27 protein-coding genes are annotated in these 25,335 nt (G+C 33.5%); 21 read left to right on the plus strand and 6 right to left on the minus strand.

Annotated features, from left to right (window positions below; all coding sequences use genetic code 11):
• Positions 1–370 precede the first annotated feature (370 nt).
• Together LO744_RS05495 and LO744_RS05500 are read right to left on the minus strand one after the other, a co-directional pair.
• Complete coding sequence (locus LO744_RS05495; protein ID WP_230667655.1) at positions 371–1,294, minus strand: hypothetical protein; 924 nt, start codon at positions 1,292–1,294, stop codon at positions 371–373.
• Between the two features lie 17 nt (positions 1,295–1,311).
• Positions 1,312–1,677 carry a DUF1304 domain-containing protein gene (locus tag LO744_RS05500; RefSeq protein ID WP_230667656.1) on the minus strand — a complete coding sequence of 122 codons (366 nt, stop codon included), beginning with the start codon at positions 1,675–1,677 and terminating at the stop codon, positions 1,312–1,314.
• Between the two features lie 64 nt (positions 1,678–1,741).
• On the opposite strand from LO744_RS05500, the gene LO744_RS05505 reads away from it, so the two are divergent.
• The 3 genes from LO744_RS05505 (at position 1,742) to LO744_RS05515 (ending at position 3,258) form a co-directional block, all read left to right on the plus strand.
• Positions 1,742–2,314 carry a Crp/Fnr family transcriptional regulator gene (locus LO744_RS05505; protein WP_230667657.1) on the plus strand — a complete coding sequence of 191 codons (573 nt, stop codon included), beginning with the start codon at positions 1,742–1,744 and terminating at the stop codon, positions 2,312–2,314.
• A gap of 63 nt (positions 2,315–2,377) precedes the next feature.
• Positions 2,378–2,809: a DoxX family protein gene (locus tag LO744_RS05510; RefSeq protein WP_230667659.1), complete on the plus strand. Its 432-nt coding sequence runs from the start codon at positions 2,378–2,380 to the stop codon at positions 2,807–2,809.
• A gap of 5 nt (positions 2,810–2,814) precedes the next feature.
• Positions 2,815–3,258 carry a carboxymuconolactone decarboxylase family protein gene (locus tag LO744_RS05515; protein WP_230667661.1) on the plus strand — a complete coding sequence of 148 codons (444 nt, stop codon included), beginning with the start codon at positions 2,815–2,817 and terminating at the stop codon, positions 3,256–3,258.
• A gap of 235 nt (positions 3,259–3,493) precedes the next feature.
• On the opposite strand, the gene LO744_RS05520 is transcribed toward LO744_RS05515, so the two are convergent.
• Positions 3,494–3,781: a putative quinol monooxygenase gene (locus tag LO744_RS05520; protein ID WP_230667663.1), complete on the minus strand. Its 288-nt coding sequence runs from the start codon at positions 3,779–3,781 to the stop codon at positions 3,494–3,496.
• On the minus strand, positions 3,781–4,395 hold the full coding sequence (locus LO744_RS05525; protein WP_230667664.1) for an NAD(P)H-dependent oxidoreductase: 615 nt from the start codon (positions 4,393–4,395) through the stop codon (positions 3,781–3,783). The genes LO744_RS05520 and LO744_RS05525 overlap by 1 nt, the downstream gene beginning before the upstream one ends.
• A 205-nt stretch (positions 4,396–4,600) precedes the next feature.
• Here LO744_RS05525 and LO744_RS05530 point away from each other — a divergent pair, with 205 nt between their 5' ends.
• Together LO744_RS05530 and abc-f are read left to right on the plus strand one after the other, a co-directional pair.
• On the plus strand, positions 4,601–5,509 hold the full coding sequence (locus LO744_RS05530) for a LysR family transcriptional regulator (protein ID WP_230667665.1): 909 nt from the start codon (positions 4,601–4,603) through the stop codon (positions 5,507–5,509).
• Positions 5,510–5,850: 341 nt separating this feature from the next.
• A complete protein-coding gene (gene abc-f / locus LO744_RS05535; protein ID WP_230667666.1) occupies positions 5,851–7,440 on the plus strand; it encodes a ribosomal protection-like ABC-F family protein in 1,590 nt (529 codons plus the stop codon).
• A gap of 371 nt (positions 7,441–7,811) precedes the next feature.
• On the opposite strand, the gene LO744_RS05540 is transcribed toward abc-f, so the two are convergent.
• Together LO744_RS05540 and LO744_RS05545 are read right to left on the minus strand one after the other, a co-directional pair.
• Positions 7,812–8,747 (minus strand): alpha/beta fold hydrolase, encoded by a 936-nt coding sequence (locus LO744_RS05540; protein WP_230667667.1) that lies wholly within the window; start codon positions 8,745–8,747, stop codon positions 7,812–7,814.
• Between the two features lie 49 nt (positions 8,748–8,796).
• Positions 8,797–9,387, minus strand: a complete 591-nt coding sequence (locus tag LO744_RS05545) for a hypothetical protein (RefSeq protein ID WP_230667669.1) — start codon at positions 9,385–9,387, stop codon at positions 8,797–8,799.
• 283 nt (positions 9,388–9,670) lie between these two features.
• Between LO744_RS05545 and LO744_RS05550 the strand changes: the two genes are divergently transcribed.
• From LO744_RS05550 to LO744_RS05625, 16 genes are all read left to right on the plus strand, one after another.
• Positions 9,671–10,957, plus strand: a complete 1,287-nt coding sequence (locus LO744_RS05550; RefSeq protein ID WP_230667670.1) for an adenylosuccinate synthase — start codon at positions 9,671–9,673, stop codon at positions 10,955–10,957.
• Between the two features lie 600 nt (positions 10,958–11,557).
• Positions 11,558–12,397, plus strand: a complete 840-nt coding sequence (locus LO744_RS05555) for an energy transducer TonB (protein ID WP_230667672.1) — start codon at positions 11,558–11,560, stop codon at positions 12,395–12,397.
• A 165-nt stretch (positions 12,398–12,562) separates the two neighbouring features.
• Positions 12,563–13,336: a ParA family protein gene (locus LO744_RS05560; protein ID WP_230667674.1), complete on the plus strand. Its 774-nt coding sequence runs from the start codon at positions 12,563–12,565 to the stop codon at positions 13,334–13,336.
• Between the two features lie 26 nt (positions 13,337–13,362).
• Positions 13,363–14,253: a ParB/RepB/Spo0J family partition protein gene (locus LO744_RS05565; RefSeq protein WP_230667676.1), complete on the plus strand. Its 891-nt coding sequence runs from the start codon at positions 13,363–13,365 to the stop codon at positions 14,251–14,253.
• Complete coding sequence (locus LO744_RS05570) at positions 14,254–14,892, plus strand: DUF5683 domain-containing protein (protein WP_230667678.1); 639 nt, start codon at positions 14,254–14,256, stop codon at positions 14,890–14,892.
• Between the two features lie 41 nt (positions 14,893–14,933).
• Positions 14,934–15,635 carry a 4-hydroxy-tetrahydrodipicolinate reductase gene (gene dapB / locus LO744_RS05575; protein WP_230667680.1) on the plus strand — a complete coding sequence of 234 codons (702 nt, stop codon included), beginning with the start codon at positions 14,934–14,936 and terminating at the stop codon, positions 15,633–15,635.
• Between the two features lie 124 nt (positions 15,636–15,759).
• On the plus strand, positions 15,760–17,397 hold the full coding sequence (gene lepB / locus LO744_RS05580) for a signal peptidase I (RefSeq protein WP_230667682.1): 1,638 nt from the start codon (positions 15,760–15,762) through the stop codon (positions 17,395–17,397).
• Between the two features lie 64 nt (positions 17,398–17,461).
• Positions 17,462–18,076 (plus strand): WbqC family protein, encoded by a 615-nt coding sequence (locus LO744_RS05585; protein WP_230667684.1) that lies wholly within the window; start codon positions 17,462–17,464, stop codon positions 18,074–18,076.
• 80 nt (positions 18,077–18,156) lie between these two features.
• Positions 18,157–19,842, plus strand: a complete 1,686-nt coding sequence (locus LO744_RS05590; RefSeq protein ID WP_230667687.1) for a S8 family serine peptidase — start codon at positions 18,157–18,159, stop codon at positions 19,840–19,842.
• 126 nt (positions 19,843–19,968) lie between these two features.
• Positions 19,969–20,466 carry a lipocalin family protein gene (locus LO744_RS05595; RefSeq protein ID WP_230667690.1) on the plus strand — a complete coding sequence of 166 codons (498 nt, stop codon included), beginning with the start codon at positions 19,969–19,971 and terminating at the stop codon, positions 20,464–20,466.
• A gap of 20 nt (positions 20,467–20,486) precedes the next feature.
• A complete protein-coding gene (locus LO744_RS05600) occupies positions 20,487–21,176 on the plus strand; it encodes an OmpA family protein (RefSeq protein WP_230667692.1) in 690 nt (229 codons plus the stop codon).
• A 110-nt stretch (positions 21,177–21,286) separates the two neighbouring features.
• A complete protein-coding gene (locus LO744_RS05605; RefSeq protein ID WP_230667693.1) occupies positions 21,287–22,198 on the plus strand; it encodes a UbiA prenyltransferase family protein in 912 nt (303 codons plus the stop codon).
• Between the two features lie 3 nt (positions 22,199–22,201).
• A complete protein-coding gene (locus LO744_RS05610; protein WP_230667694.1) occupies positions 22,202–23,518 on the plus strand; it encodes an FAD-binding oxidoreductase in 1,317 nt (438 codons plus the stop codon).
• Position 23,519: 1 nt separating this feature from the next.
• On the plus strand, positions 23,520–24,245 hold the full coding sequence (locus tag LO744_RS05615; protein WP_230667695.1) for an SDR family NAD(P)-dependent oxidoreductase: 726 nt from the start codon (positions 23,520–23,522) through the stop codon (positions 24,243–24,245).
• A gap of 7 nt (positions 24,246–24,252) precedes the next feature.
• Positions 24,253–24,840: an HAD family hydrolase gene (locus LO744_RS05620; RefSeq protein WP_230637913.1), complete on the plus strand. Its 588-nt coding sequence runs from the start codon at positions 24,253–24,255 to the stop codon at positions 24,838–24,840.
• Between the two features lie 99 nt (positions 24,841–24,939).
• Positions 24,940–25,335, plus strand: coding sequence for a hypothetical protein (locus LO744_RS05625; RefSeq protein WP_230667696.1), 396 nt, complete (start codon positions 24,940–24,942; stop codon positions 25,333–25,335).

The raw sequence follows: 25,335 nt of genomic DNA on the forward strand, positions 1-25,335 counted from the left end.
AAACATACAAAATCATATCAAATGAATGATTATGTTTAATGTTTTCAAAATGTTTTACTTTGACAAAGAATGTATTACGTAAAAAAAGAAATCAATCTTTTTAAGTTGAATCAAAGAATAATTATCACTCAGATAATTAAAGATATTTGCCAGAACAGCTTGAATTTATATTTATACTTAAAGCATAAAAAAGCTGTACATCAATTTCTTATGACGTTGCAAATTTACGGATTTTATATTTAATGAGAATTTAAGATTGTAATGATCTGAATTGTAGTGCGTTATTGTAATTCTGTTTTTGTGATGTAGAAATATTCAAATGCAAGGAAATTAATGAAAATGTAAGCGAAAATATTTTTAGTATTAAATGCTACAATTTTATATTGTATTTTTTGAATATTTGCGCATCAAAACTGCCACCTAATTCTTTCTCCCAACCTTTGGTAGTTTTTAGTTTTTTTAAGATTTTATTTTGCATATCTATACTGGTATTCTCAAAAGCAAACTCTGCTAGATTAAAAAGATAAAACGTTTGATTCACTTGATTAAACTTCGCTTTTGAAAAATATTTATCAAAATAAGTGTTGTAAATAGATTTTTTAAATTCTTCAGGATAATTTTTGCTTAGATATTCAAATGCGTAACTATTGTTGTATTTATAAAGAAGATTAATAATATTTTTTTTTAAACCAACATCGTATTTTTCTATTTCAAATACTCGGTCATAAATAAGCCAAAATAAATCTTCATCCAGCTTTAAAATTTCGGAATTTATATCTCTTAAAAGAATGTCTTCATTTACTGCTTTAAGATTAATTAATTCAATTTTTTTTTCATCTGTTTCATAAGGTGGTTTTGATGCTTTTCCTCTTACATTACTCCAGTAGTTATGATAAATAATTGAATAAGTTAATTCTCTATCGACTATGCAGCCAGAATGTGTTTGAATCATTTTCTTGTTAGAAATGGCATCTAAAATCTCTTTTTTCACATTAATTAGCTCGAGATTTTTTCCCATCAATTCATCAAGTGCATATAATCTTACAACTTCATTTTTGTGATTGCTCAGTTCAAAAAGTTCATTATGTGAAATTATTTTTTTTAATTTTTCAAAATTATAATAATTGCTGTCGTTACTTAATCCATTTTTTTCAAGAACAGGATTTCCAATACCGTCCCAGCCGTCCAAAGAATTTAATTCTATTATTTTTGAAATTATTTCTTTTTTAGTTTGAGCTATAGAAAGATGTGAAATTCCAATAAAAAGAAAAATCACCAAACGGATATTAATCATCTTTGTGTTTTATTTAATTATTTCAAAAGCACCGCAACAATCGCCAAAATCGCCGGCAAAGCCTGAACAAAAAAGATTTTCTTCGTTGCTGAAATTGCGCCGTAAATTCCGGCTACAGCGACACATCCTAAGAAAAATAAAGCAATATTGGTTTGCCATTTTTCATCTTCAATAAAGAAAGACCAGATTAATCCGGCAGCGAGAAAACCGTTGTATAATCCTTGATTAGCGGCTAAACCTTTTGTAGGCTTAAACATTTCGGCAGGTAAAGCAGCTTTGAAAACTTCTTTTCCTTTGGTTTCCCAGGCAAACATCTCCATCCAGAGAATGTAAAGGTGTTCTACTGCGACTACTGCGATTAAGATTTTGGCAACGATTTCCATGATTTATTGTTTGTTATTGTAAAACTAAAAAAATAAAGTTAAGTTTGGTTACACAATTTCAAAAATGGAAAACTTTAAAGCACATTTAGATAAATTTATTACTATCAGTGACGAAGAATTTACTTCTGTATTTACTTTTTTTCAGATTTTGGATGTGAAAAAAAAAGAATGTCTGATGCTTGAAGGAGAGGTTTGTAAATTTAAATATTTTGTTCTGAAAGGCTGCTTGAGAAAGTTTTTCGTGAATGAAAAAGGGGTGGAGCAAACCACCGAATTTGCCATCGAAAACTGGTGGATTTCTGATACTTTTGCGTTTGAAAAACAAGTGAAATCAGATTTTAATATTCAGTCTGTTGAGCATTCTACAGTTTTGGCTATTGATTTTCATTCTCAGGAATTGTTGTTGCAAAAACATCCAATCATGGAGCGTTATTTCAGAATGGTGTATCAAACCGCTTATGCTGCTGCCGAAAAAAGAATTCGATATATTTATGAGATGACGAAGGAAGAGTATTATGTGCATTTCAGTACTTTATATCCTTGGTTTATTCAACGAATTCCGCAATATTTACTGGCTTCTTTTTTAGGTTTTACTCCAGAATATTTAAGTGAAATCAGAGCGAAATTACGTTCTTAAACCAGTTTAAGATTTTTACAATTTCTAATTCGCAACTTTGTCCTGTTAATAAAAACAAACGCTATGGCAGACAAAGATTTGAAATTCCCACAGTTATTTTTAAGGCTTACAATTTCTGTAACCATGCTTTCTGCAGTTGCCGACAGATTTGGGTTTTGGGGCGAAAATTCAGCTTGGGGAAACTGGGAAAACTTTGAAAAATATACCCAACAACTCACGTTTTTTCTTCCTGAAATTCTAAGCACATTTTCTGCTTACACCGCTACTTTTTTAGAAATACTATTTCCATTGATGCTGATTTTTGGGTTTAAAACGAAAATAGCGGCATTCGGAGCCGGATTTTTATTACTTGTCTTCGCTTTGTCAATGTCTATAGCTTTAGGAATAAAAGCCCCTTTAGACTATTCGGTTTGGGTAGGAAGTGCAGCGGCTTTTTTATTGGCGATACAAAAAGAATATTATTTTTCAATAGATACATTAATTAAAAAATCATAAATAAAATGAGTGCAAGATTTAATATGGCAACGACGCACGCTGCCGCTTACAAAGCAGGAATAGGAATGGAAACTGCTCTTCAAAACAGTTTTTTAAGCCCGATTCAGAAAGAATTAATAAAAATCAGAGCTTCGCAGATTAACGGATGTGCTTTTTGCCTTGATATGCATACAAAAGATGCCTTAAAGTATGGTGAAACGCCACAGAGAATTTTCCTTCTCAATGCATGGAGAGATGCAAAAGAGTTTTTCACGGAAGAAGAACAGGTGATTTTGATGATGGCAGAAGAAATTACATTAATCAGTCAAAAAGGACTTTCTGAAGAAACGTATCAAAAAGCAAAAGAACTGTTTAATGAAACTCAGATTGCAGATATTATTATGGCTGCTATTTCGATTAACATGTGGAATCGAATTGCAATCTCTACCCATTTGCCAGTTGCAAAGTAATTGAATAGATTATTTAAAAGTATTGATTAAAATCGCTTCTCAGGATTTGAGAAGCGATTTTGTGTTGCTTAGGAAACATTAATGAAGTAATCTTTAATGTTTTTACCATTAAGAACTATTTAAGGAGTTTAGGAAGTTAAGATTTAGCTAGGCTTTAAGCGATAAAACTTAAAAAAAATCTATTGATTTCCCTTAAAGAATCTTAACTCCTTAATTTCCCTTAATGTTTAAATTTTTAAATAATTTCAGTTAAATAAATTTGAGGTTTCTCCTGTAATTTTTCATTAACTAAATTTCCAAAAGCTTTAATATAGGCTTGCTCATTATGTAACTTCAAACCTTCTTCATTTTTCCAGATTTCGTAGAAAATAAATTGATTTTTATCTTCAATTCCCTGATGAAGCGTATATAATTCGTTGGCTTCTTCTTTCACGGTTTCTGTTACCATATTTTGAAGAACTTCCAAAACTTCGGTTCTGTGTTCCTCTTTTGCTGTTATGATTGCTGTAAGATAGATTTTCATTAGACGAATTGAGGTTTTAATTCTTTTTCGAAAACAGTGGTAAGATGCTCTCTGTATAATTTCATATCGCGCTCGATGTTCGCATTTTTCTCCACATCATGGAAATGAAAACTCTCCATTTTTTCTAGCGATACAAAAGCATTCATTCTATGGAATCCAAATAATGCACCGTTATCGACACTTGTTTCGTTAAAAAATTCTCCGGGAAGGGTAAATGCAGTTTCGGGAGCGTTCCAGCTTGAGGTGATCATGTATTTTCTACCGCCCAACATTCCTCCTGTTCCATAATTTATTTTTGGATTTTCAGAAGTTCTGCCATCACTCATATAAATTCCTTTTGCGTGGCCTGCTGTGAAAACTTCATCAATATATTTCTTTAAACCATTAGGCAATTGGAACCACCAAATCGGAGTGTGATAAATAATATAATCTGCCCAAACGAACTTTTCTACTTCTTCATGCTTGTTATAATTTTCGCTTACGTTGGTTATTTTTACGTCTATGTTTTCGAAATTTTTTAATACTTCTAATGTGTTTTCTGCGATTGTCTGATTATATTTTCCTCCAGAATGTCCGAAGTTTTGTCCACCGTTAATGATTAATACTTTTTTCATTGTTGTATGATTGTTTAAATTTTACTCTGCAAAGTTATGTTGGGTTTTTGTATAATTAAAATAATATAATTCATAGCTTTGTATTATTATTCTGATAAGTGATAAGTGATAAGTGATAAGTGATAAGTGATGAATGATGGGGGAATTCACAATTGAAGAAAATTGACTATTCAGAATTCACTATTTACATTTTAAAACAAAAAACATGGTAAATCTCGAATGGTACCGCACTTTTAAAGCGATTTATAAAACAGGAACGTTGACCGGAGCTGCAGATTCTCTCTTCATTTCACAACCCGGAGTGAGTTTGCATTTGAGTTCTTTGGAAGCGTATGTTGGCTACAAATTATTTGACAGAACCGGAAGGAAAATGATGCCGACTGAGAGAGGAAAAGTCTTGTTTAATGCGGTTTCGGAACCTTTAACCAAATTGGAAGAGGTTGAAAAAAACTTTCAAAAATCTACCGAAAAACACGCGCCAACCATCAGTGTCGGAATGTGTTTTGAGACTTTTCAGACGACGTTAGAGCAATATGTTTCGACGTTAGATTTTAATTTGATTATCAGCTTTGGCGAATATCCTGAAATGCTGGACCAACTGGATAAAGGGATTTTAGATTTAATTATCACGCCGAAAAAAGGAACGTCACCCAATATTTTACACGAAGCGTTTTCTTCTGAACAGATTATTTTAATTGGTGGTAAAAACATCGATAAAGAAAGTTTTGATGAGGTTTTAAAAACAAAAGATTTTCAAAAAATTGAAGACTGGCTGAAACAGGAAAAATGGTACGGTACAACCGGTGATATGGAACATCTTTTTCAATTCTGGTTGTTGAATTTTGGACATAAACCCAATTTCCGACCCAATTATATTGTTCCGAATTTAAACTCTATTCTCCGTTGTCTGAAAGGTGGAAACGGTTTGGCAGTAATTCCCAACTTTTTATGCAAAGATGAAATTGAAAATGGCAACGTAAAACTGATTTGGGAAGGTGAAAAAAAACTTGAAAATACGCTTTATTTTGGCTGCCGAAAAAAGACGATGTATCAATCTGAAATCGACCATATCAAAGGACTTTTCCGTCAGGTAATGGATAAAATTGAGGTTTGATTTAACGTAAGAAAAATTCCCCTCCTTTGGAGGGGTGGCGAAAAATCTTCGATTTTTTGACGGGGTGGTGTTGTTTTCAAAGTTTTTATGGATGGTTTTACATTTTTTTAATCGAATAATATGAAATTTAGGACTAAAACCCTAGCCTCGATTGCAATGAAAATCCTTTTTTGAAAAAAAAGATTGTAATGGAAAGCGGGAAATAGCTCTAAAAAATAATCATTATCTTTGCAACTCACAAAACCCGAAATTTCAGACATGTAGAATTTAATTTCTTTCAGATTTAATCAACAATAACAGAAAATGTTATTGCATTTTAACCTTAATTAAAGAAAGAAATTATGCTTTTTCTACACAATATATCCTTTGGGTTTCCTGCGGGGAATCTGCTATTTAATTCTATCAATTTAACGATATCTACTCATTCAAAATCGGCTTTGGTCGGAAGTAACGGCATGGGAAAATCGACCTTGCTGAAAATTATTGCCAACGAAATTGAACCTTTGGAAGGTCATGTCAATATTCAAGGAGAAATTTTTTATGTTCCTCAAATGTTTGGAAATTTGAATGATTTGACGGTCGCAAAATGTTTGAAAATTGAAAAAAAACTAAATGCTCTTCAACACATTACGAATGGGGAAGTGGATGAAATTTATTTTGAAACTTTAAATGACGATTGGGATATTGAAGAACGTTGCCAACAAGCTTTACAATATTGGAAACTTGGAAATTTAGACTTAAATCAGAAATTAGAAAGCCTGAGTGGTGGACAAAAAACAAAGGTTTTTCTGGCGGGAATTCAAATCAATCAGCCGGAAATTATTTTACTTGACGAACCTACGAATCACCTCGATTTGGAAGGTAGAAATCTGTTGTATGATTTTATTGAAAAAACAAATTCAACCGTTGTGATTGTAAGTCATGACCGTACTTTGTTGAATTTGGTTGATACTATTTTTGAACTGAGTAATCAGGGAATTTCGACGTATGGTGGAAATTATGATTTTTATGCTGAACAAAAAGCAATTGAAAACGAAGCCCTGGAAAACGATATTCATTCTAAAGAACGGGCGCTGAAAAAAGCCAAAGAAAAGGAGCGCGAAACGATTGAACGAAAACAAAAACTCGATGCGCGAGGAAAAGGAAAGCAGGAAAAATCGGGCGTCGCGCGAATTATGATGAATACGCTGCGGAATAATGCCGAGAAAAATTCTTCGAAGTTGAAATCTGTTCATGCCGAGAAAATCAATGATATTTCTGGTGATTTGCGGGATTTGCGTTCGTCGGTGAGAAATGTAGGCCAGATGAAAGTGAATTTTAATGATTCGAATCTGCATTCTGGGAAAATTTTGATTTCGGCGGAAGAAATTAACTTTAAATATGATGATGAAAATCTTTGGAAAGAAAATCTCAATCTTGAAATCCGAAGTGGTGACAGAATTTTGATTAAAGGCTCGAATGGTTCAGGGAAAACGACTTTGATTAAATTGTTGTTGGGAGATTTACAGCCTTCAATTGGAAGAATCTCGAAATCAGATTTTCAGATAATTTATATTGACCAAGAATATTCTTTGATTGATAGAAATGCAAGTGTTCACGAATTTGCAGAGCAATTCAACGATAATGCGATGCTGGAATCTGAAGTGAAAACTTTGTTGTCAAGATTTTTATTCGGAAAAAAAACCTGGGACAAAAAGTGCGATGTTCTGAGTGGCGGAGAACGTTTGAGATTGCTACTGTGCGGACTTTCCATCAGTAACAAAACGCCAGATATGATGATTCTTGATGAACCGACAAATAATTTAGACCTTCAAAATGTGGAAATTCTGACGAATTCTATTAAAGATTATCATGGAACTTTGTTGGTGATTTCGCATGATGAGGTATTTTTAAATGAGATTGGAATAGGTAAAGAGATTGTTCTAGGATAATCTTAATAATTGAGTGAAATCTTTTATCACGCAAAGATTTAATTTTTTAAACTTATTATTTTAGGGAGCAAAGAATGGCGACAATGTCGCTGATGAAGCTTGAATGAAGCGAGTGTTTTATAAAAATCAATCTATTGATTCATCTTTGTTTATTGAAATTAATTTATCTCGCAGATTTTGCTGGTTAAGCAGATTAATTTCTATGTTTTTAATCTGCTAAATCTGTGCAATTTGCGAGAATTTTATAAAAAATGATTGAAAAAAAATCAAAACTCAATCTTACAGAATTTAAATTTATAAATCTTAAAAAGGCTTTAAAATAAAAATAACTTCAATAGCTTCTCGATTTGTTACTACTGAAGTTGTTTTTGTTATAAAAATTTCAATAACCATTGATGAATGTCATTCAAAACATTTTCTCTGATTTCTTCATTCAATATTTCATGGCGCATCTCGGGATAGATTTTCATTTCTACGTCTTTGAAACCATCAAGCTTTAAATTCTCAACGGTCTTTGTCACGCCTTTTCCAAAATCTCCGATAGGGTCATTTTGCCCGCTTACAAAAAGAAAAGGGAAGGACTTTGGGATGGTTTGTGCCCAATTTCTCGCCGTTGCTTTTTTGTAAACACTGAATAACGCATAAAAAGCATTGTTGGTAAACGGAATTCCGCAAAGTTCATCCTCAGAAAAAGCATTTCTATTGGCCGGATTCAGGCTAAGCCAACTTGTATCGCTAAAATCTTTATCTTTTTTAAATTGCTTATTGTTGACAATATTAAAAATGGTATTGAAAAAAGTACGTTTTTGAGGAGCTATTTTATTGGCTAATGAAAAGTAGGTTTTCACTAAATTAATTCCCGTTAAAGGTCCGCCGGTTCCTGAAATAATGGCACCTGAAAATTGATTGCCCATTTTTTGAAGAAGACAGCGCGTAATAAAAGAACCCATCGAATGTCCCAAAATAAAATGAGGAACCTCCGGATATTGTTCCATCAAATATTTGCCTATTTTTTCGGCATCTGAAATCAGTTTTTCATGAGGGGTATTAAGCTGGAAAAAACCAATATCTTTTTTGTCTTTCACCGATTTTCCGTGTCCTAAATGGTCATACGTCAACACCGCAAATCCTCGATTGGCAAAATATTCTGCAATTTCGGCATATCTTCCGCTGTGCTCCTGCATCCCGTGAACGATTTGTAAAGTTGCTTTTACAGGAATTTCTTCGGGATAAAATAAAGTGTAAAAGAGTTGAGTTTGGTTGTCTGTGGTTGTAGATAAGTATCCTGATTTTCGGTGTGGTTTCATGGTGTGATTATCTTTGGTGTTGTGGTAGATAGGTAATTAATGATTATAATTATTTAACTTCTGATAATGTCCACTTAAAATAAGCATTCGTTTTCATAAGATCAACAAGAGCATCAGATAAATGATTATAACAAAAATATCTTCCTAAGTTGGCGGGTGTCTGCTTTAGTATTTCTTCTAATTTTTCTTTAGTATAATAATGAAATCGTATTTTATTATTTTCATCGTGAGTAAAATATTGAATTCTGTTTCTTAATAAAACAGTTATTAGTTCATTGAGATGTTCACCTTCGTCTAATTTATATATATCAGTAATTATTAGATTATAATTGTCGTTTTGAATATTATAATTTTTATAGTAAAGTCTTATTAATCTTTCTTGGTTTAATTTATTGGTTACTTCAATAAGAGCTTCTTCCTCACCTGTACCACTTCCATATTCAAATATTCTTCCATCTTTTTTCACTAAAACTATTGGACCTTGTCCCACAAGTCTCACCTTTTTATCCTTTGCTTGGTAACCGAAAACGAAAAGTTCATCATAATCTTCTGTGTAACTAACTTCAACATAATCACCAGCGTTATTTAGTACATATTCATCGGCTATTTTTAAAAGTTCATCTTTTGAGTTTTTTTGCATTTTATTTTAAGTGTTTTTTGTGAAGATTGGTTAAGAAGTTTTTGCGGTTAAAGTTTTTTATAAAACCTGATTTTTCGCCTTTTCGCAATTCAGATTGTAATTTTAATTGATTTTTCATAAGGTGTTTTTTTAATAATTTATTTTCAAATATAATCTAATTTGATATCAAAATTACAACTTTAACCACATGATTTCCACCCCACCAAAAAATAAAATCCATCACAAATTTGCCCACCCAATTTTTTAAAAGTAATTTTGCATGAATCTAAAATAAAAGTAAAATATGTCAACTTACGTAGTTGTAGGTCTTCAATATGGAGATGAAGGTAAAGGAAAAATAACGGATGTTTTATCTGCAAAATCAGATTATGTGGTGCGTTTCCAAGGGGGCGACAACGCTGGTCACACGGTTTATGTAGGTGAAGAGAAATTCGTTTTGCACCTTCTTCCATCGGGAGTTCTTCAGTGCAAAGGGAAGTGTATCATTGCCAATGGTGTAGTGGTAAATCCTAAATCTTTCATTAAGGAGGTGAATCAGATCGAAAGCAAAAACATGAGAACTGATCACATTTTCATCAGCAGAAGAGCGCATGTCATCATGCCTTACCACATTCTTTTGGATACTTACCGTGAGGAAGAGCACGGAGGAACACAAATCGGAACCACGAAAAAAGGAATCGGACCTTGCTATGAAGATAAAATTGCAAGAGTGGGAATCAGAATGGTAGACCTTCTGAATCCTGAGATTTTAAGAGACAAAATCGAGAAAAACTTAAAAATTAAGAATTCTCTTTTTGAAAAATATTTCGGAAAACCAACGTTAGACGTTGAAGAAATTTACAACGAATATCTAGAAATCGGAAAACAGCTTCAACACAGAATTGTTGACACCGAAGTTGAGTTAAACGAGGCGATCAGAGATGGTAAAAACGTTTTATTCGAAGGAGCGCAAGCGTTGATGCTAGACATCGACTTCGGAACATATCCTTACGTTACTTCATCTTCTCCATCTACAGGAGGCGTTTGTTCAGGAGCAGGAGTTCCACCAACGGCGCTTAAAAACTTAATCGGTGTTGCAAAAGCATACTGTACAAGAGTTGGTAACGGACCTTTCCCATCTGAATTAGACAACGAATTGGGTGAGAAAATCAGACAAATCGGTGGTGAGTTCGGAGCAACTACAGGAAGGCCAAGAAGAACAGGTTGGTTAGACCTTGTTTCTTTGAAGCATGCTTGTATGATTAACGGTATCAATAACTTAGTAATTACGAAATTAGACGTTCTTACCGGGATTGGAAACCTTAAAATCGTAACACATTACAAAACTGAAGACGGAAAAATCATCGATTATTTCACTTCTTCAACAGAGAAATTATACAATTACGAGACAATTTGCGAAGAATTACCAGGTTGGACGGAAGATATCACAAAAGCTAGAAGCTACGACGAACTTCCAGAAACGGCTCAGCAATACATCGAGTTTATCGAAAAGTATTTGGGAATCAACGTTTACTTAGTTTCTGTAGGTCCTGAAAGAAGTCAGAACATCATCAGAAAAGAATTATTCTAAGAAAATTATTTTCACATAAATCAAAGAGACTGTCAATCGATAGTCTCTTTTTTTGTCATTATCATTTATCACTCATTACTAATTACTCATTACTCATTTTCAAGAAGCTATTTCCAGCTATCCACTCATACTCCTCACTCCATAACGCTCCAGCACCAAACCCCTCCGACTTTCCCATCGCTTGTTGCGGGGTAACCGTTGCTATCTGGGCTAGGGAAGTGGTCTTTTGTTTCAAAGTATAGTCAAAAAAGAGAGGATTAGTTTTTTAAACCACCAAATTGAAGATTTTATCCAAGTTTTTATCACTTTCAGAAGACGAAAGTTTATCTGCTTGTCTAAAAGAATTTTTATTTATCGTAACGGGCTTATCAATAGATTGATAAGTAGTCTATAGTTGTTTAAAATTCTATGCTCAAGCTCCCATCTTCCAGCTAAAACAATATTCAATAAATAGTTAAAATTTAAACTTTAACACTCATTTTTCTATAAAAGTAATTTTTTAATAAAATTTTGGCAAATATTTTGATATTGTTTCAAAGATTATTTCAAATAGTATTGAAAACTGATAATCTATATAGTAACAATTTTAATTTTATAGTGATGAAACACCTAGAACACAACCAGGAATTTCGACTGAACGAAATCCTTTTCGAAAACCGGAACAAAGCGTATGGGGCATATGCATTAAGAACGGAATCAGACAGAATCTTAACCAAAGCATTTTTTATAGGTGTCGGTTTATTGGCTGCGGTTTCTATGATTCCAACTGTAATTTCTGCTTTTAATGGAGGAGGAAGTGGAACTATTACAACAGTTTGTGAATTTCCTGATATTGATATGATTGATCCTGTTGATCCGCCAGTTGAAGTAGTTTTACCTCCACAAACTGTTACGCCTCCACCACCAAGTGTAAAACAGTTCGATTCACAAGTGGTAACTCCTACGAAAAATGCAGACGAAAGTAATATCGTAACAGATATTCCCGAAGATGCCATTGCAGGAGTGAAAAATGATTTTGATGCTCCGGTTGCTCCAAGAATTAATGTTCCTACAAGTGTGATTTCAGGTCCTGGAACTGTGGTTCCACCAAGAGTTGTTCCACCGGCTATAGTAAAAGACCCAAATGAAATTGAGACTGAATTAAGCGTAGGCGCAAAATTCGAAGGAGGTATTGATGCTTTCAGAAATAAAGTGATGAATAAGTTTGATGTTTCTGCTTTTCAAGAGGAAGGTAGTGTTTCTACCACAGTTACTTTTATTGTAGAAACAAACGGTACCATTTCAGATATTAAAACCAACGGAAAAGATGCTTCTTTCAATGCAGAAGCAATCAGAACCATTAAAGCTGTAAAAGGAAAATGGGAGCCGGGCAAAAATAAAAAAGGGGAATCTGTAAGAAGTTATTTTAAGTTTCCAATCACCATGAAATTTGATAATTAAATATCTTAAACGCGAATCTCAATAGTTATCCACAAAAATTTATTTTTGTGGATAATTTTTTTAATGTATAAAGTTCTTATTAACAATATTTTAACTCTATTTTCATTTTAGTCATTCCCCAAGAGCAGAGAAAAAAGTGTATTTTTGAGGCTTAAAGTTTGAGCAATGGCAAAAATTATAGGTATCGCTAATCAGAAAGGTGGAGTAGGAAAGACTACTACTGCCGTAAATTTAGCTGCAGCATTAGGTATTTTAGAAAAGAAAATCCTAATTATTGATGCAGATCCACAGGCAAATGCAACATCAGGTCTTGGTGTGGAAGAAGTGCCATATTCTACCTATAATCTTTTGGAACATAGTGTTGAAACCAGACTCTGTATTCAGCAAACAACAACTCCAAATTTAGATATCATACCTTCTCACATCGATTTGGTAGCTGCCGAAATTGAATTGGTAGACAAAGTGAATCGTGAGTATATGTTAAAAAAGGCATTGGAGGAAATAAGAGACGATTACGACTATATCATCATCGATTGTGCACCGAGTTTAGGTTTGATTACAGTGAATGCTTTAACAGCAGCTGATTCTGTGATTATCCCAATCCAATGTGAATATTTTGCTTTGGAAGGTCTTGGAAAACTTTTAAATACGATTAAAAACGTTCAGAAAATTCATAATAAAGATTTAGATATCGAAGGATTGTTGTTGACAATGTACGACAGCCGTTTGAGACTTTCTAATCAGGTGGTAGAAGAAGTAAATTCTCACTTCCCAGAGATGGTTTTTGAAACCATTATCAGCAGAAACGTAAGATTGAGTGAAGCACCAAGTTTCGGTGAAAGTATCTTAAATTATGATGCTGAAAGTAAAGGTGCCATTCAATATATTCAGCTTGCAGAAGAGGTATTGTTGAATAACGAAAATTTAGTAAAAAACTAAAATCAAAAATAAGCCAATAACATAGTATGAAGGATAGAAAAAGAGTGATGGGACGTGGTTTGGGAGCAATTTTAAGTGCTGAATCCAAAGCTATGGTCAACACAGCAACTGATGAGGGCGCAGATAAGTTTGTTGGGAATATCATGGAGGTTTCCATCGAAGATATTTATCCCAACTCTACGCAGCCAAGAACTTATTTTGACGAAAAAGCTTTAAACGAATTAGCACAGTCGATTACAAACTTAGGCATCATTCAGCCTATTACCTTAAGAAAAGAAGGGGAGAAGTTTGAGATTATTTCTGGGGAAAGACGTTTCAGAGCGAGTAAAATTGCAGGATTAACAAGTATTCCGGCATATATTCGTTTGGTAAATGATCAGGAGCTTCTTGAGATGGCTCTTGTAGAAAATATTCAGCGTGAAGATCTTGATGCGATTGAAATTGCTTTAACGTATCACAGACTTTTAGAAGAAATAGGTCTTACTCAGGAAAACTTAAGCCAAAGAATAGGAAAAGACAGAAGTACGATTACCAACTCAATTAGATTATTGAGATTGAGCCCGGATATTCAGAACGCCATCCGTAGCGGAGAAATTTCTGCAGGCCATGGGAGAGCAATCATCAGTCTTGAAAATGAAGAGCTTCAGCAGGTTTTATTTGATTTAATTATCAAAGAAAAATTGAATGTACGCCAGTCTGAGCAAGCGGCTACCGCTTTGAAAAATCCAAAATCTCCAGCGGCAAAAAAAGCAAAAGCTGAGCTTTCAAACAATTATAAAAGAGCTCAAAAAGCGATTTCAGATATTCTTGATGTAAAAGTTGAGATAAAAACAACAGGAACCGGTAAAAGAGGTAAGATTGTTTTAGATTTTAAAAATGAAGATGAGCTGGAATATATTTTATCTCACATTAAATAAATGAAAAACATTCTTTTTTCTTTTTTTCTGCTTTCTTCAGGGCTGGTTTTTTCACAAACCAATCCTAGAGACACCATCAGGTTAGAGCATTATGCTACAGACAGTATTCCTGCTGTAAAACCGCAGGCTGAAGCTAAAGTGGTTGCAGATATCGAAAAAGCAAATGCACCAGCCTCTTTAAAAGTAAAAAAGCTAAATCCTACAAAAGCAGGTCTGTATTCTGCAGTTTTGCCGGGATTAGGACAGGTGTACAATAAAAAATACTGGAAAGTGCCCCTTGTTTGGGGAGCTGTAGGAACCGGAGTAGGGATAGCTATCTGGAATGAAAATCAATATAAAAAGTATCGCGAATATTATGTTGCAAAACTTAATGGTGCTCAAAATGACTTTCTAGACAGACACCCTTCTTTTGATAAGGTGGCATTGGGAAACGCACAAGACAAAGTGAAAAGACAGAGAGATTATGCAATTGCCATTACAGGATTAATCTATATTTTAAATATTGTAGATGCTGTGGTAGATGCCCATTTGTATGAAGGTCGTAAAGATCCAGATTTAACATTAGCTCCTGCGGTAATCTATGATGAATTTAATACTAATCCTCCAAAAACAGGCTTAGCTTTAAGTTTCAGATTCTAGAAAAAGATAATAAATAGTAAGATAATAAGTTTCAAAATTTTATGAAAATAGCATTAGTAGGATACGGAAGAATGGGGAAGATAATTGATGAGATTGCCTTAAAAAGAGGTCATGAAGTCGTTGCCCGACTGAAAGAAACTCCGACCGCTGAAAATCTTAATCATCCGGATGTGGTGATTGAGTTTTCGCTTCCTGAGGTTGCTTTTGATAATATTAAAGCTTGTCTTGAAAATAAAATTCCGGTAATCTGTGGAACAACAGGTTGGCTGGAAAGAAAAGCTGAAGTTGAACAATTGGCTGTAGAAAACGAAACTGCATTTTTATATGGTTCAAATTTCAGTTTAGGCGTTAATTTATTTTTTGCTTTAAACGAAAAATTGGCAGATTTAATGAAAAATGTCGATGAATATTCTTGTCAGTTGGAAGAGATTCATCACATCCACAAATTGGATGCACCAAGTGGAACAGCTATTTCTCTGGCAGAAGGAATCATCAAGAACAATGCAAAATATGATGCTTGGAAGCTTGAGGAAACTAAGGAAAAACAATTGGGTATTTTTGCAATCCGTGAAGATGAAGTTCCGGGAACGCATTCTGTGTATTACAGAAGTGAAGTAGACGAAATCGAAATAAAACATAAAGCATACAACAGAAACGGCTTTGCTTTGGGAGCTGTCGTTGCTGCAGAATGGATTAAAGATAAAAAAGGAAACTTTACAATGAAAGATGTTTTAGGACTCTAGATTTGTAACAAAATCCCTACATTGCAAACTAATAAGACTGAATGGTGAATTGTCAATAGTGAATCTATCAACATTTATCGCTTATCATTAATCATTTATAATTACAGATTAGGCACAAAAATTTATGAATTATTTTTTAACGTACACAGTTTATGTTCTCATTTTATCAGTATTGATGGGGATTTCCACTTGGAAGCTGTTTAAGAAATTAGGGTATAATCCGGTATTCGCATTTATCCCTTTCTATAATTATTTCATTATACTTAAAGAAACGAAACACCCTAAATGGTGGGCAATCTTGTCATATCTACCCATTGTAGGACCTATTATGATGAGTGTTTTTCATTTGTATTTAATGAGAAAATTTGGAAAAAGCCTATTCAAAGATCAATTGTTGACGGTTATTTTGCCGTTTATTTATATGGCAACGGTAAATTATTCTAAAGATACCGAGCTTGAGGATGAAAATGATTTATATTTAACAGAAGAAGAGAAAAACGCACAAAAGAAAGATACCTTTATGGGATCAATCACTTTTGCAGTTGTTTTTGCAACGATTATTCACGTTTTTGTAACACAGCCTTTCGGAATTCCTACCGGATCAATGGAGAGAACTTTATTGGTTGGAGATTTCCTTTTTGTAAATAAATGGAGCTACGGTTACAGATTACCGATGCGTCCTGTAGCCATTCCTTTTTTACAAGGAACAATTATGGATACTGGCGAACCTGGTAATCCTAAAGACGATCCTAAATCTTATGTTGAAGCGGTAAAATTACCTTACGAAAGAATTTTCCAATTCAGCAAACCTCAAAGAAATGATATTGTTGTTTTCAATTATCCAAGAGATTCTGTGCATACATCACTTGACAGAGCTGATCCATATGTGAAAAGATTGGTTGCAGTTGCAGGAGATACTTTTGAGATGAGAAACGGAAGACTTTTTGTTAATAACAAACCGGAAACTGTTTTAGGTGATCAGGAAGTTCAGCACAGATATATTGTCACTACAGGTAGCCAACTTGATATTCCGGGATTATACAATATTTTTGGTTTTTTACCTGTACAGGAAATTCCAAATGGTAATGGGTTTGTTTATGCATTTCAGGGATTAACTGATAAAATGGCTGCAGAAATCAAAAAGCTTCCTCAGGTAATTGAAATGAAGGAAGACATTCAGCCTAAAGGAGAACTAGCAATTGCTTACAGAGATGAAGCAAGAACTAAAATAGACACAACAAATTCTATTTTCCCTATCAATAGCGGATGGAATCAGGATCAATATGGACCTCTAAAAATTCCTAAAAAGGGGGATGTCGTTACGCTTAATGAAAATACTTTGCCAGAATATCAGTGGATTATTAAAAACTATGAGCATAATTCATTAGAAAACAAAAACGGAAAAATTTTCGTTAACGGAAAAGAAACCAACCAATATACGATTCAGCAGGATTATTATATGATGGTGGGAGATAACAGAGATGCTTCTTTGGATGCGAGATTCTTTGGTTTTGTTCCTGAAGAAAATATTGTAGGAAAACCAATGTTTACATGGATGAGTTTGCAAGGTGCATTTAGTGATAACGGATCAACATATCAAGCACCATTCAAAGTTCGTTGGGACAGAATGTTTAAAGCAACCAATACCGGAGAAGCCAACAAAACTTCTTATTGGTGGATTGCAGCGATGATATTAGTTCTTTTCTTTGGTTGGGAATATTTCATGAAATTATTCGGAAAGAAAAAAGAAGACGAAATATAATTAAATAAAAAAATAAATGAATGAAGTATTTGAAAAAATACTTCATTTTTTCTATATAATGATTATGCAAAATATATTATTACCGGTATTTTATTTACCACCTATTTCATGGTTTTCAGAATTTTTGAATGCTGAAAATGAAGTGATATTTGAGCAGTATGAAAGTTTCCCAAAGCAAACCTTTAGAAACCGTACCAATATTTATGGAGCCAATGGGAAATTGTCATTAATTATTCCTGTCAATCATAATGGTAGTCGCGAGTTTAAAAATACCGAAATCTCTTATAGAGAAGACTGGCCAAGACTTCATTGGAAATCTATTAAAACAGTTTACCAAGGCTCGCCATATTTTGAATATTATGAAGATAAGTTGAAGAAGATTTTCGATAATCAAGAGAAATTTCTTTTAGATTTTAATATAAAAAGTATTCAGATCATTTTAGATATTTTAAAAACGGAAAAGGCATACTCTTTGAATGAAGAATATATCAAAAATCCTAAAGAAGTAAATTTCCGAGAAAAGTTTTCGGCAAAAACAGCTTCAGAATACGACATGGATGAGTATTATCAAACATTCACCGATAAACTAGGATTTTTTAATGATTTGTCGATTATAGATCTTATTTGTAACAAAGGACCAGAATCGATGACTTATATTAAAAATATTAAAAAATTATAATCAAAACAAAGCCTTATAATTGGTAAAATACCGATAGATATTGCTTTTATAGACGATTATTAAATAAATAAATTCTACATATGAAAAAGGTAATGTTGGCCGCAGTTTTTTTAGCAGGCTTTACTTATTCATCAGCTCAGAAAACTCCTGCAGTTGATCCAAAAGAAGATAAAGATTTAATGACTTGGTATCATAAAGATTTTGCTACAACAAAAGTTTATGGTGTTAATACAGAAAATGCCTACAAGTTTTTAGAATCAAAAGGTCTAAAACCTAAAACAGTAGTTGTTGGTGTTTTGGATAGCGGAGTTCAGGTAGATCATCCTGGGTTGATTAACAATATGTGGAAAAACCCTAATGAAATTCCCAATAACGGTAAAGATGATGATGGAAACGGCTACATAGACGATATTCACGGATGGAATTTTATAGGAGGAAAAAATGGTGATATCGGTATAGATAATATGGAGGTTACTAGAGTTGTTGCAAAATATAAACCAGTTTTTGAAGGTGATAATTCTACTCAAAACAAAGCAAATCAGGCAAAAATGCCAGAAGAATTTGCAATGTACATGAAGTCTAAAGAGCTTTTTACTAAAAAAAGTGTGGATGCGAGACAAAGCTTTCAGCGTTATACAATGATTAATGAAGCGATTCCTTCAATGGTTGCGATTTTAGGAGGTCAACCTTTAAATGCTGAAACTCTTAAAAATAAAAAACCTTCTACTCAACTTGAAGCGGTAGCGTTAGAAATTCTTAATAATATTGCTAAAGACCCTGCATTCACAGGAAAAACTCCTGCAGAAGTAGAATCTATGCTGAAAGAGCAGATGAAAGGAGCGTTAGATTACTTTGGTCCAATGGCAAAACAATATGATATTAATTACGACCCAAGAGCAGAAATTGTAGGGGATAATTATGATGATTATTCTGAAAAAATCTATGGGAACAACCATTATCAAGGTCCTGATGCAGAACACGGAACACACGTTTCCGGAATTATTGCTGGTTTACCACAAGGTAAAGAAGTACAATATGGTGTGGCATCAAGAGTTGCAAAAATCATGTCGGTAAGAACGGTTCCTAATGGTGATGAGAGAGATAAAGATGTTGCCAATGCGATAAGATATGCAGTAGACAACGGAGCAAAAATCTTGAATATGAGTTTCGGAAAACCTGTTTCTCCAGGTAAAAATGTAGTATGGGATGCTTTTCAATATGCTCAGGATAAAGGAGTATTATTGGTAAAAGCTGCCGGAAACGAAAATGAAGATGTTGCTGAGCATTTAGCGTATCCTACCAATTTTAAAAATATTACAGACGAAGCACCTTTTGTGAATAATGTAATGGTTGTAGGTGCTAGTACCAACAGAAATAATGAGTTGAGAGCAGATTTTTCAAACTACAATAAAAAAATGGTGAATGTATTTGCTCCAGGAGAAGAGATTTATTCTACGGTTCCTACTAACGAATACAGTTATCAACAGGGAACTTCTATGGCTTCACCAGTAGCAGCAGGAGCAGCGGCAGTGTTGTTGGCTTACATGCCAAATCTTAAACCAGCACAGATTATTGAAGCTCTTGTGAAAACAAGCAACTTGAGCTCAGAAAACGAGTTTGGAGAAAAATCTCAGGCTGGTGGTGTAATCGACGTGAAAAAAGCAGCGGAGTATGCGTATAACAATTTCTACGACGGAAAATCGAATACTGTAAAAGTAAAAGCGGTAAAAAAATCAAGACCTGCTAAGAAATCTGTAAAGAAATAATAATCAGATAGATTAAAATAATTTTAAATAAAGCCTGAGTTTTTCAGGCTTTATTTTTTTTGAAATAAATAAAATTTGGCACGGTTTTTTGTATTATCTTTAATGTTAAAATAATAAAACTACAATATGAAAAAGCTATTACTTGCAGGTATAGTGGGAACCTCACTTTTTGCAGTGTCTTGTTCCACAGTCAATAAAGCTAAAGATGCACAAGCGGTAAGATCAGAATTTCTAAAAATGAAAGGTGATTGGCAGATTGTAAGCATCAATTACGATAAGACTTACAAAATCAAACCTTTTGACGAAGGTGCAGATGCACAGTGTTTTGTAGGAAGTCACTGGAGGTTTATACCCAATAATTATTCAGGTTCTTATACATTAAACGGTGGTGGTTCTTGCCCTAATGTAATACAGCCCATAAAGGTTGATATTAAAGGTAATGTTTTCACATTCAAAAAAATTGCAGACGGTACAAAGGCTAAGCAAAATACAGCAGGATATACTTTGAATGTAATTAATTCTACAACAGACCAGTTTTCTTTAGAGCAAAATGTTCCATTTGAAGGTAATTCTATAAAAGTGGTTTACAATTTCGAAAGAACAGGAATGGACTACACTAAATAATAATAAAAAAATATTTTAAGATGAAATTTAACAAAACATATATAGCAGCATTATTTTTATCTTCAGCTTTGTTATTAACAAGTTGTGAAGCAGTGCAAAATTCTAATCACCAACAAAGAGGTACTGCAGCTGGTGCGGCTTCAGGAGCCGTAATTGGTGGTATATTGGGGAATAATGTAGGTAAAGGTAAAAATGCCGCCTTAGGAGCTGTTTTAGGTGGTATTATCGGTGGAGTTACAGGTAACGTTATCGGTAACAAAATGGATAAACAAGCCAAAGATATTAAAGAAACTCTTCCCGGTGCTGAAGTAGAAAGAGTAGGAGATGGTATTAAAATCACAATGAATGAAAGTATTGTTACTTTTGCATTCGATTCATCAGAGCTTACAGCACTTGCTAAAACAAATCTTGATAAATTAACTAAAGTTTTAGTAGATAATCCAGATACAAACATCAATATTTACGGGCATACCGATAGCAAAGGGGCAGATGATTACAACCAAAAGTTATCTGAAAGAAGAGCCAATTCTGTGAAATCTTATTTGATTTCTAAAGGAATTGCTGCTAGCAGATTATTCGCTTCAGGTGAAGGAGAGTCTATGCCAGTTGCATCAAATGATACCGATGCAGGAAGAGCTAAAAACAGAAGAGTAGAGTTTGCAATCACTGCAAATGAGAAAATGATTAATGACGCTCAACAAGGTCAATAGTCATTTAACATATAAATATTATTTTTTAAACCGCTTTGGCGGTTTTTTTTGTATTTTTATGGCTAATTTTTGTTCGTAAAATCAGTATTTTTGCAATCGAAACCACATAAATGAAGAAATATTTAAAGTTACTTCGGGTAGAACAATGGGTAAAAAATCTTTTTGTTTTCGTTCCGCTTTTTTTCTCTGGTAATGTTAAAAACTTAGATTTACTTAGTAAAAGTATTTTTGCATTCATCATATTTTCCTTGGCAGCAGGTGTTGTTTATATTCTTAATGATTATAACGATATTGAAGCAGACCAAAAGCATCCCGAAAAAAGAAAACGTCCGCTTGCGAGTGGCGCTATATCAAAGAAAACGGCAATCAGCATTCTGATTGGTTTAATTATCGTAGATGTTGCACTTGTTCTATTTGCGCAATTCTACTTTCATCGTCCAATATGGAAATTTGCCTTCATCATCGTATTTTATTTTGTGATGAATATTGCATACACCTTCAAGTTGAAACACGTTCCGATTGTTGATATTTTTATCATTGCCATTGGTTTTGTTCTTCGTGTACAGGCTGGTGGTTACATCACTGGAATTTTTATTTCGCAGTGGGCAACGTTGCTGACTTTTGTTTTAGCATTGGTTTTAGCAATAGGAAAACGTAGGGGAGAACTTATTAATGCGCAGGTTTCGGGCAAGACAAGAAAAGCATTAGATGGTTATAATGTACAGTTTGCAGATATTGCACTTTCTATTTCTGTGACTTTGGCGATTATTTGTTATCTCATGTTTACCCTTTCGCCTGAAGTTCAGCAAAAATCACATTCCAGTATTTTTTATACTGTCATATTTGTTGTTTTTGCATTTCTAAGATATTTGCAACAGACATTGGTTTATAATCGTACAGAATCTCCTACAAAAATTTTATATAGAGACCGATATATTCAGATAACACTCGTTTTGTGGGTGATATCGTTTTTAATATTAATTTATTTTAAACACAGTATTCTTAATTTTAATTTACTGTAATCTATGAAGCCAAATTTCATACAAAAAGTTACAAACTGGGGTAATTTCCCCATTGTAGAAAAAGAAATGAAGTCTGAAGATAGCTTCAGAAAGATAAAAGAGTTTGTACAGAATCATAACGAGGTGATTGCAAGAGGAAACGGAAGATGTTATGGCGATGCTTCTTTGGGAGAAAGTATTTTTTCTACTAAAAAACTAAATAAATTTATCAGTTTCGACCGATTAAACGGAATTATAGAATGCGAATCGGGTGTTTTGTTGTCTGATGTTTTAGAAATATCAGTTCCACAGGGATATTTTCTTTACGTAACTCCCGGTACAAAAATGATTTCTGTAGGTGGAGCAATTGCTTCAGATGTACACGGAAAAAATCATCATTCGGAAGGTTGTTTTTCAGAATATGTACTGGATTTTAAATTAATGACAGAGAATGGGGATATCATTACCTGTTCAAAAGAAGAAAATTCCGAAAAATTCTATGCAACAATCGGTGGAATGGGACTTACAGGAATTATTCTTTCCGCTCGATTTAAACTTAAAAATATCGAAACCGCCTACATTCGTCAGGAAAGTATTAAAGCTGAAAACTTAGACGAAATATTCACATTATTTGAAGAAAGCGAAAGCTGGACTTATACTGTAGCGTGGATTGACTGTCTGCAAAAAGGAAATAATATAGGAAGAAGTATTTTGATGAGAGGTGAGCATGCTTTTGCGCACGAGCTTCCTCAGAAATTCTCAAAAAAACCACTGAGATTAAAGAAAAAGTTTTCTCCTACTGTTCCGTTTTATTTCCCAGGATTTGTATTGAATACTCTTACTGTAAAGCTTTTTAATCTTTTATATTATAAAAAACAGGCAAAAAAAGAGCTTAAAAATATTATTGATTACGAAACGTATTTCTATCCATTAGATGCGATTAGTGACTGGAATAAAATTTACGGTAAATCAGGTTTCATCCAATATCAAATGGTGATTCCGAAAGAAAATGGCAAAGAAGGAATGAAAAAAATTCTTGAAACCATTGCCAACAGTGGGAACGGTTCTTTTCTAGCTGTTTTAAAATTGTTCGGAAAAAATAATCCTGAAGCCTATAATTCTTTTCCCATTGAAGGCTATACTTTAGCGCTAGATTTTAAAGTAAATTCTAAGCTTAAAAAATTGGTCGGTCAATTAGATCAAATTGTGCAAGATTTTGGCGGGAGAATTTATCTTACCAAAGACAGTATGAGCAAGTCTTCGCTGACCGATTATCTTAAAAATGTAGAAAGCTCAAAATTTGTGTCTTTACAGCACAAAAGAATCTTAAATAATAAGTAAAATGATAGTTCTCGGAAGTACATCTGAAGTAGCGCAGGCTTTTGTGGAAAAAGCTTTGCAGGAAGGCGAAAAATATGAAAAAATCTATCTTTTTACCTCAAACAAAGAAGCAACGGAACGTTTTGCAAAGCATATCGATGTGAAATTTTTGCAGCAATCTGAAATTGTTGAGCTCGATTTGACCAAAGATATCAACTATTTTGAATTTGACCATATCAATTCAAATGTCTTGTTTTGTGCAACAGGTTATCTGGGTGAAAGCACTGAAGATGCCTTGTATGACAATAAAAATACAGAGCGAATTATTGACATCAATTATTCAAAATTAGTTCCTGTGATGAATTATTTTGCGCAAAAATTTGAAAGCAAAAGGTCAGGAACAATTATCGGTTTATCATCAGTTGCAGGAGATAGAGGAAGACAGAGTAATTTTATTTATGGAAGCGCAAAAGCAGCATTTACAGCCTATTTAAGCGGACTTCGTAATTATCTTTTTGATAAAAAAATACATGTTTTAACCGTGAAACCTGGTTTTATGGCAACAAAAATGACGGAAGGTTTGCCTTTAAACCCAAAATTAACAGCAACACCAAAACAGGCGGCTGATTGTATTTATAAGGCATTCAAAAAGCAAAAGAATGTCGCATACGTTTTACCAATTTGGGGCGTTATTATGTTAATCATCAGAAATATTCCTGAGTTTATATTTAAAAAATTAAAGCTTTAATTGTAATATGAAAAAACTGTATTGTTTTGATTTTGACGGAACTATCACTTATAAAGATACCATGTTTATGTATCTTAAATTTTACAATCCATCCAAATTTCGGGTTCAATTTTTGAAACATATTCCTCTTTTTATTTTATTGAAACTAAAATTGGCAGAAACTGAAAAAGTAAAGAAAAGTTTTATTGGTTCTGTGTTGAAAGGTCAGCTTCAGTCTAAAATTGAAGAAAAGTCTAAACAGTTTTTTGAGGAACATTATCCTAAAATCGTAAGAGAGAATGCTTTAGATTTTATAAAAAATATAGATAGACAAAATACACGCAGTCTTATGGTGACCGCATCTCTTGATATCTGGACTAAACCTTTTGCCGACAAATTACAGATGAATCTTATTTCTACAAAGGCTGAGTTCAAAAATGGGGTTTTTACAGGTAACTTTATAGGTAAAAACTGCAACGGAGAAGAGAAATTGGAGCGCATAAAAAAAGAAATTTCAGACGATAAGTATGATAAAATCATAGCGTTCGGAGATACTTCCGGAGATAAGCCAATGCTGAAATGGGCAAATGAGGGTCATTACCAATTTTTTCATTAATTTTGAAGGATTAATAAAAGTAAAATGAATAAACTGCTGATTTTTTGTTTTGCAACCCTAATGAGTTGCACAAGCACTAATGCAAAAAAATCTGAACCCATGCAGAATAAAGCCGAAATTATAAAATCTGAATCGCAGGGTGGAGCAGAACAGTCTGGTTTTGTCATCATAAAAAATGAGCAGGAGTTTCAGAATGCAATAAAATCTATGCAGGGTACCTCTTTAGTGGAAGTAGGAAGTGAGCCTGTGATGAAATACCCTACATTTCCTAGTGATAAAAAAGTAATTCTGTATAATCTAGGTTCATTCAGGTCAGGTGACCATAGAGTAAATGAAATCAAGAGTATTTCTGTAAAAGATAATGTTTTGTATGTAGAAATACCGATGTATGAATCGGGTGGCATGGAAATTCAGATGCTTTCTAATCCTTGGTTTATTTTCTCAGTTCCTTCAAATTATCAATTTACCTCAGTACAATTAAAATCTTCAAATTAA

The organism is Chryseobacterium turcicum (genome assembly GCF_021010565.1).
GTDB lineage: Bacteria > Bacteroidota > Bacteroidia > Flavobacteriales > Weeksellaceae > Chryseobacterium > Chryseobacterium turcicum.

Excerpts from the sequence above, each read along its gene's own strand:
- LO744_RS05615 (WP_230667695.1), top strand. The coding sequence starts at position 23,520 with ATGATAGTTCTCGGAAGTACATCTGAAGTAGCGCAGGCTTTTGTGGAA.
- LO744_RS05600 (WP_230667692.1), top strand. The coding sequence starts at position 20,487 with ATGAAATTTAACAAAACATATATAGCAGCATTATTTTTATCTTCAGCT.
- LO744_RS05585 (WP_230667684.1), top strand. The coding sequence starts at position 17,462 with ATGCAAAATATATTATTACCGGTATTTTATTTACCACCTATTTCATGG.
- LO744_RS05620 (WP_230637913.1), top strand. The coding sequence starts at position 24,253 with ATGAAAAAACTGTATTGTTTTGATTTTGACGGAACTATCACTTATAAA.
- LO744_RS05565 (WP_230667676.1), top strand. The coding sequence starts at position 13,363 with ATGAAGGATAGAAAAAGAGTGATGGGACGTGGTTTGGGAGCAATTTTA.
- LO744_RS05555 (WP_230667672.1), top strand. The coding sequence starts at position 11,558 with ATGAAACACCTAGAACACAACCAGGAATTTCGACTGAACGAAATCCTT.
- LO744_RS05520 (WP_230667663.1), bottom strand. The coding sequence starts at position 3,781 with ATGAAAATCTATCTTACAGCAATCATAACAGCAAAAGAGGAACACAGA.
- LO744_RS05545 (WP_230667669.1), bottom strand. The coding sequence starts at position 9,387 with ATGCAAAAAAACTCAAAAGATGAACTTTTAAAAATAGCCGATGAATAT.
- LO744_RS05500 (WP_230667656.1), bottom strand. The coding sequence starts at position 1,677 with ATGGAAATCGTTGCCAAAATCTTAATCGCAGTAGTCGCAGTAGAACAC.
- dapB (WP_230667680.1), top strand. The coding sequence starts at position 14,934 with ATGAAAATAGCATTAGTAGGATACGGAAGAATGGGGAAGATAATTGAT.
- LO744_RS05550 (WP_230667670.1), top strand. The coding sequence starts at position 9,671 with ATGTCAACTTACGTAGTTGTAGGTCTTCAATATGGAGATGAAGGTAAA.
- LO744_RS05540 (WP_230667667.1), bottom strand. The coding sequence starts at position 8,747 with ATGAAACCACACCGAAAATCAGGATACTTATCTACAACCACAGACAAC.
- LO744_RS05505 (WP_230667657.1), top strand. The coding sequence starts at position 1,742 with ATGGAAAACTTTAAAGCACATTTAGATAAATTTATTACTATCAGTGAC.
- LO744_RS05570 (WP_230667678.1), top strand. The coding sequence starts at position 14,254 with ATGAAAAACATTCTTTTTTCTTTTTTTCTGCTTTCTTCAGGGCTGGTT.
- LO744_RS05595 (WP_230667690.1), top strand. The coding sequence starts at position 19,969 with ATGAAAAAGCTATTACTTGCAGGTATAGTGGGAACCTCACTTTTTGCA.
- LO744_RS05495 (WP_230667655.1), bottom strand. The coding sequence starts at position 1,294 with ATGATTAATATCCGTTTGGTGATTTTTCTTTTTATTGGAATTTCACAT.
- lepB (WP_230667682.1), top strand. The coding sequence starts at position 15,760 with ATGAATTATTTTTTAACGTACACAGTTTATGTTCTCATTTTATCAGTA.
- LO744_RS05510 (WP_230667659.1), top strand. The coding sequence starts at position 2,378 with ATGGCAGACAAAGATTTGAAATTCCCACAGTTATTTTTAAGGCTTACA.
- LO744_RS05515 (WP_230667661.1), top strand. The coding sequence starts at position 2,815 with ATGAGTGCAAGATTTAATATGGCAACGACGCACGCTGCCGCTTACAAA.
- LO744_RS05610 (WP_230667694.1), top strand. The coding sequence starts at position 22,202 with ATGAAGCCAAATTTCATACAAAAAGTTACAAACTGGGGTAATTTCCCC.
- LO744_RS05625 (WP_230667696.1), top strand. The coding sequence starts at position 24,940 with ATGCAGAATAAAGCCGAAATTATAAAATCTGAATCGCAGGGTGGAGCA.
- LO744_RS05590 (WP_230667687.1), top strand. The coding sequence starts at position 18,157 with ATGAAAAAGGTAATGTTGGCCGCAGTTTTTTTAGCAGGCTTTACTTAT.
- LO744_RS05605 (WP_230667693.1), top strand. The coding sequence starts at position 21,287 with ATGAAGAAATATTTAAAGTTACTTCGGGTAGAACAATGGGTAAAAAAT.
- LO744_RS05525 (WP_230667664.1), bottom strand. The coding sequence starts at position 4,395 with ATGAAAAAAGTATTAATCATTAACGGTGGACAAAACTTCGGACATTCT.
- abc-f (WP_230667666.1), top strand. The coding sequence starts at position 5,851 with ATGCTTTTTCTACACAATATATCCTTTGGGTTTCCTGCGGGGAATCTG.
- LO744_RS05530 (WP_230667665.1), top strand. The coding sequence starts at position 4,601 with ATGGTAAATCTCGAATGGTACCGCACTTTTAAAGCGATTTATAAAACA.
- LO744_RS05560 (WP_230667674.1), top strand. The coding sequence starts at position 12,563 with ATGGCAAAAATTATAGGTATCGCTAATCAGAAAGGTGGAGTAGGAAAG.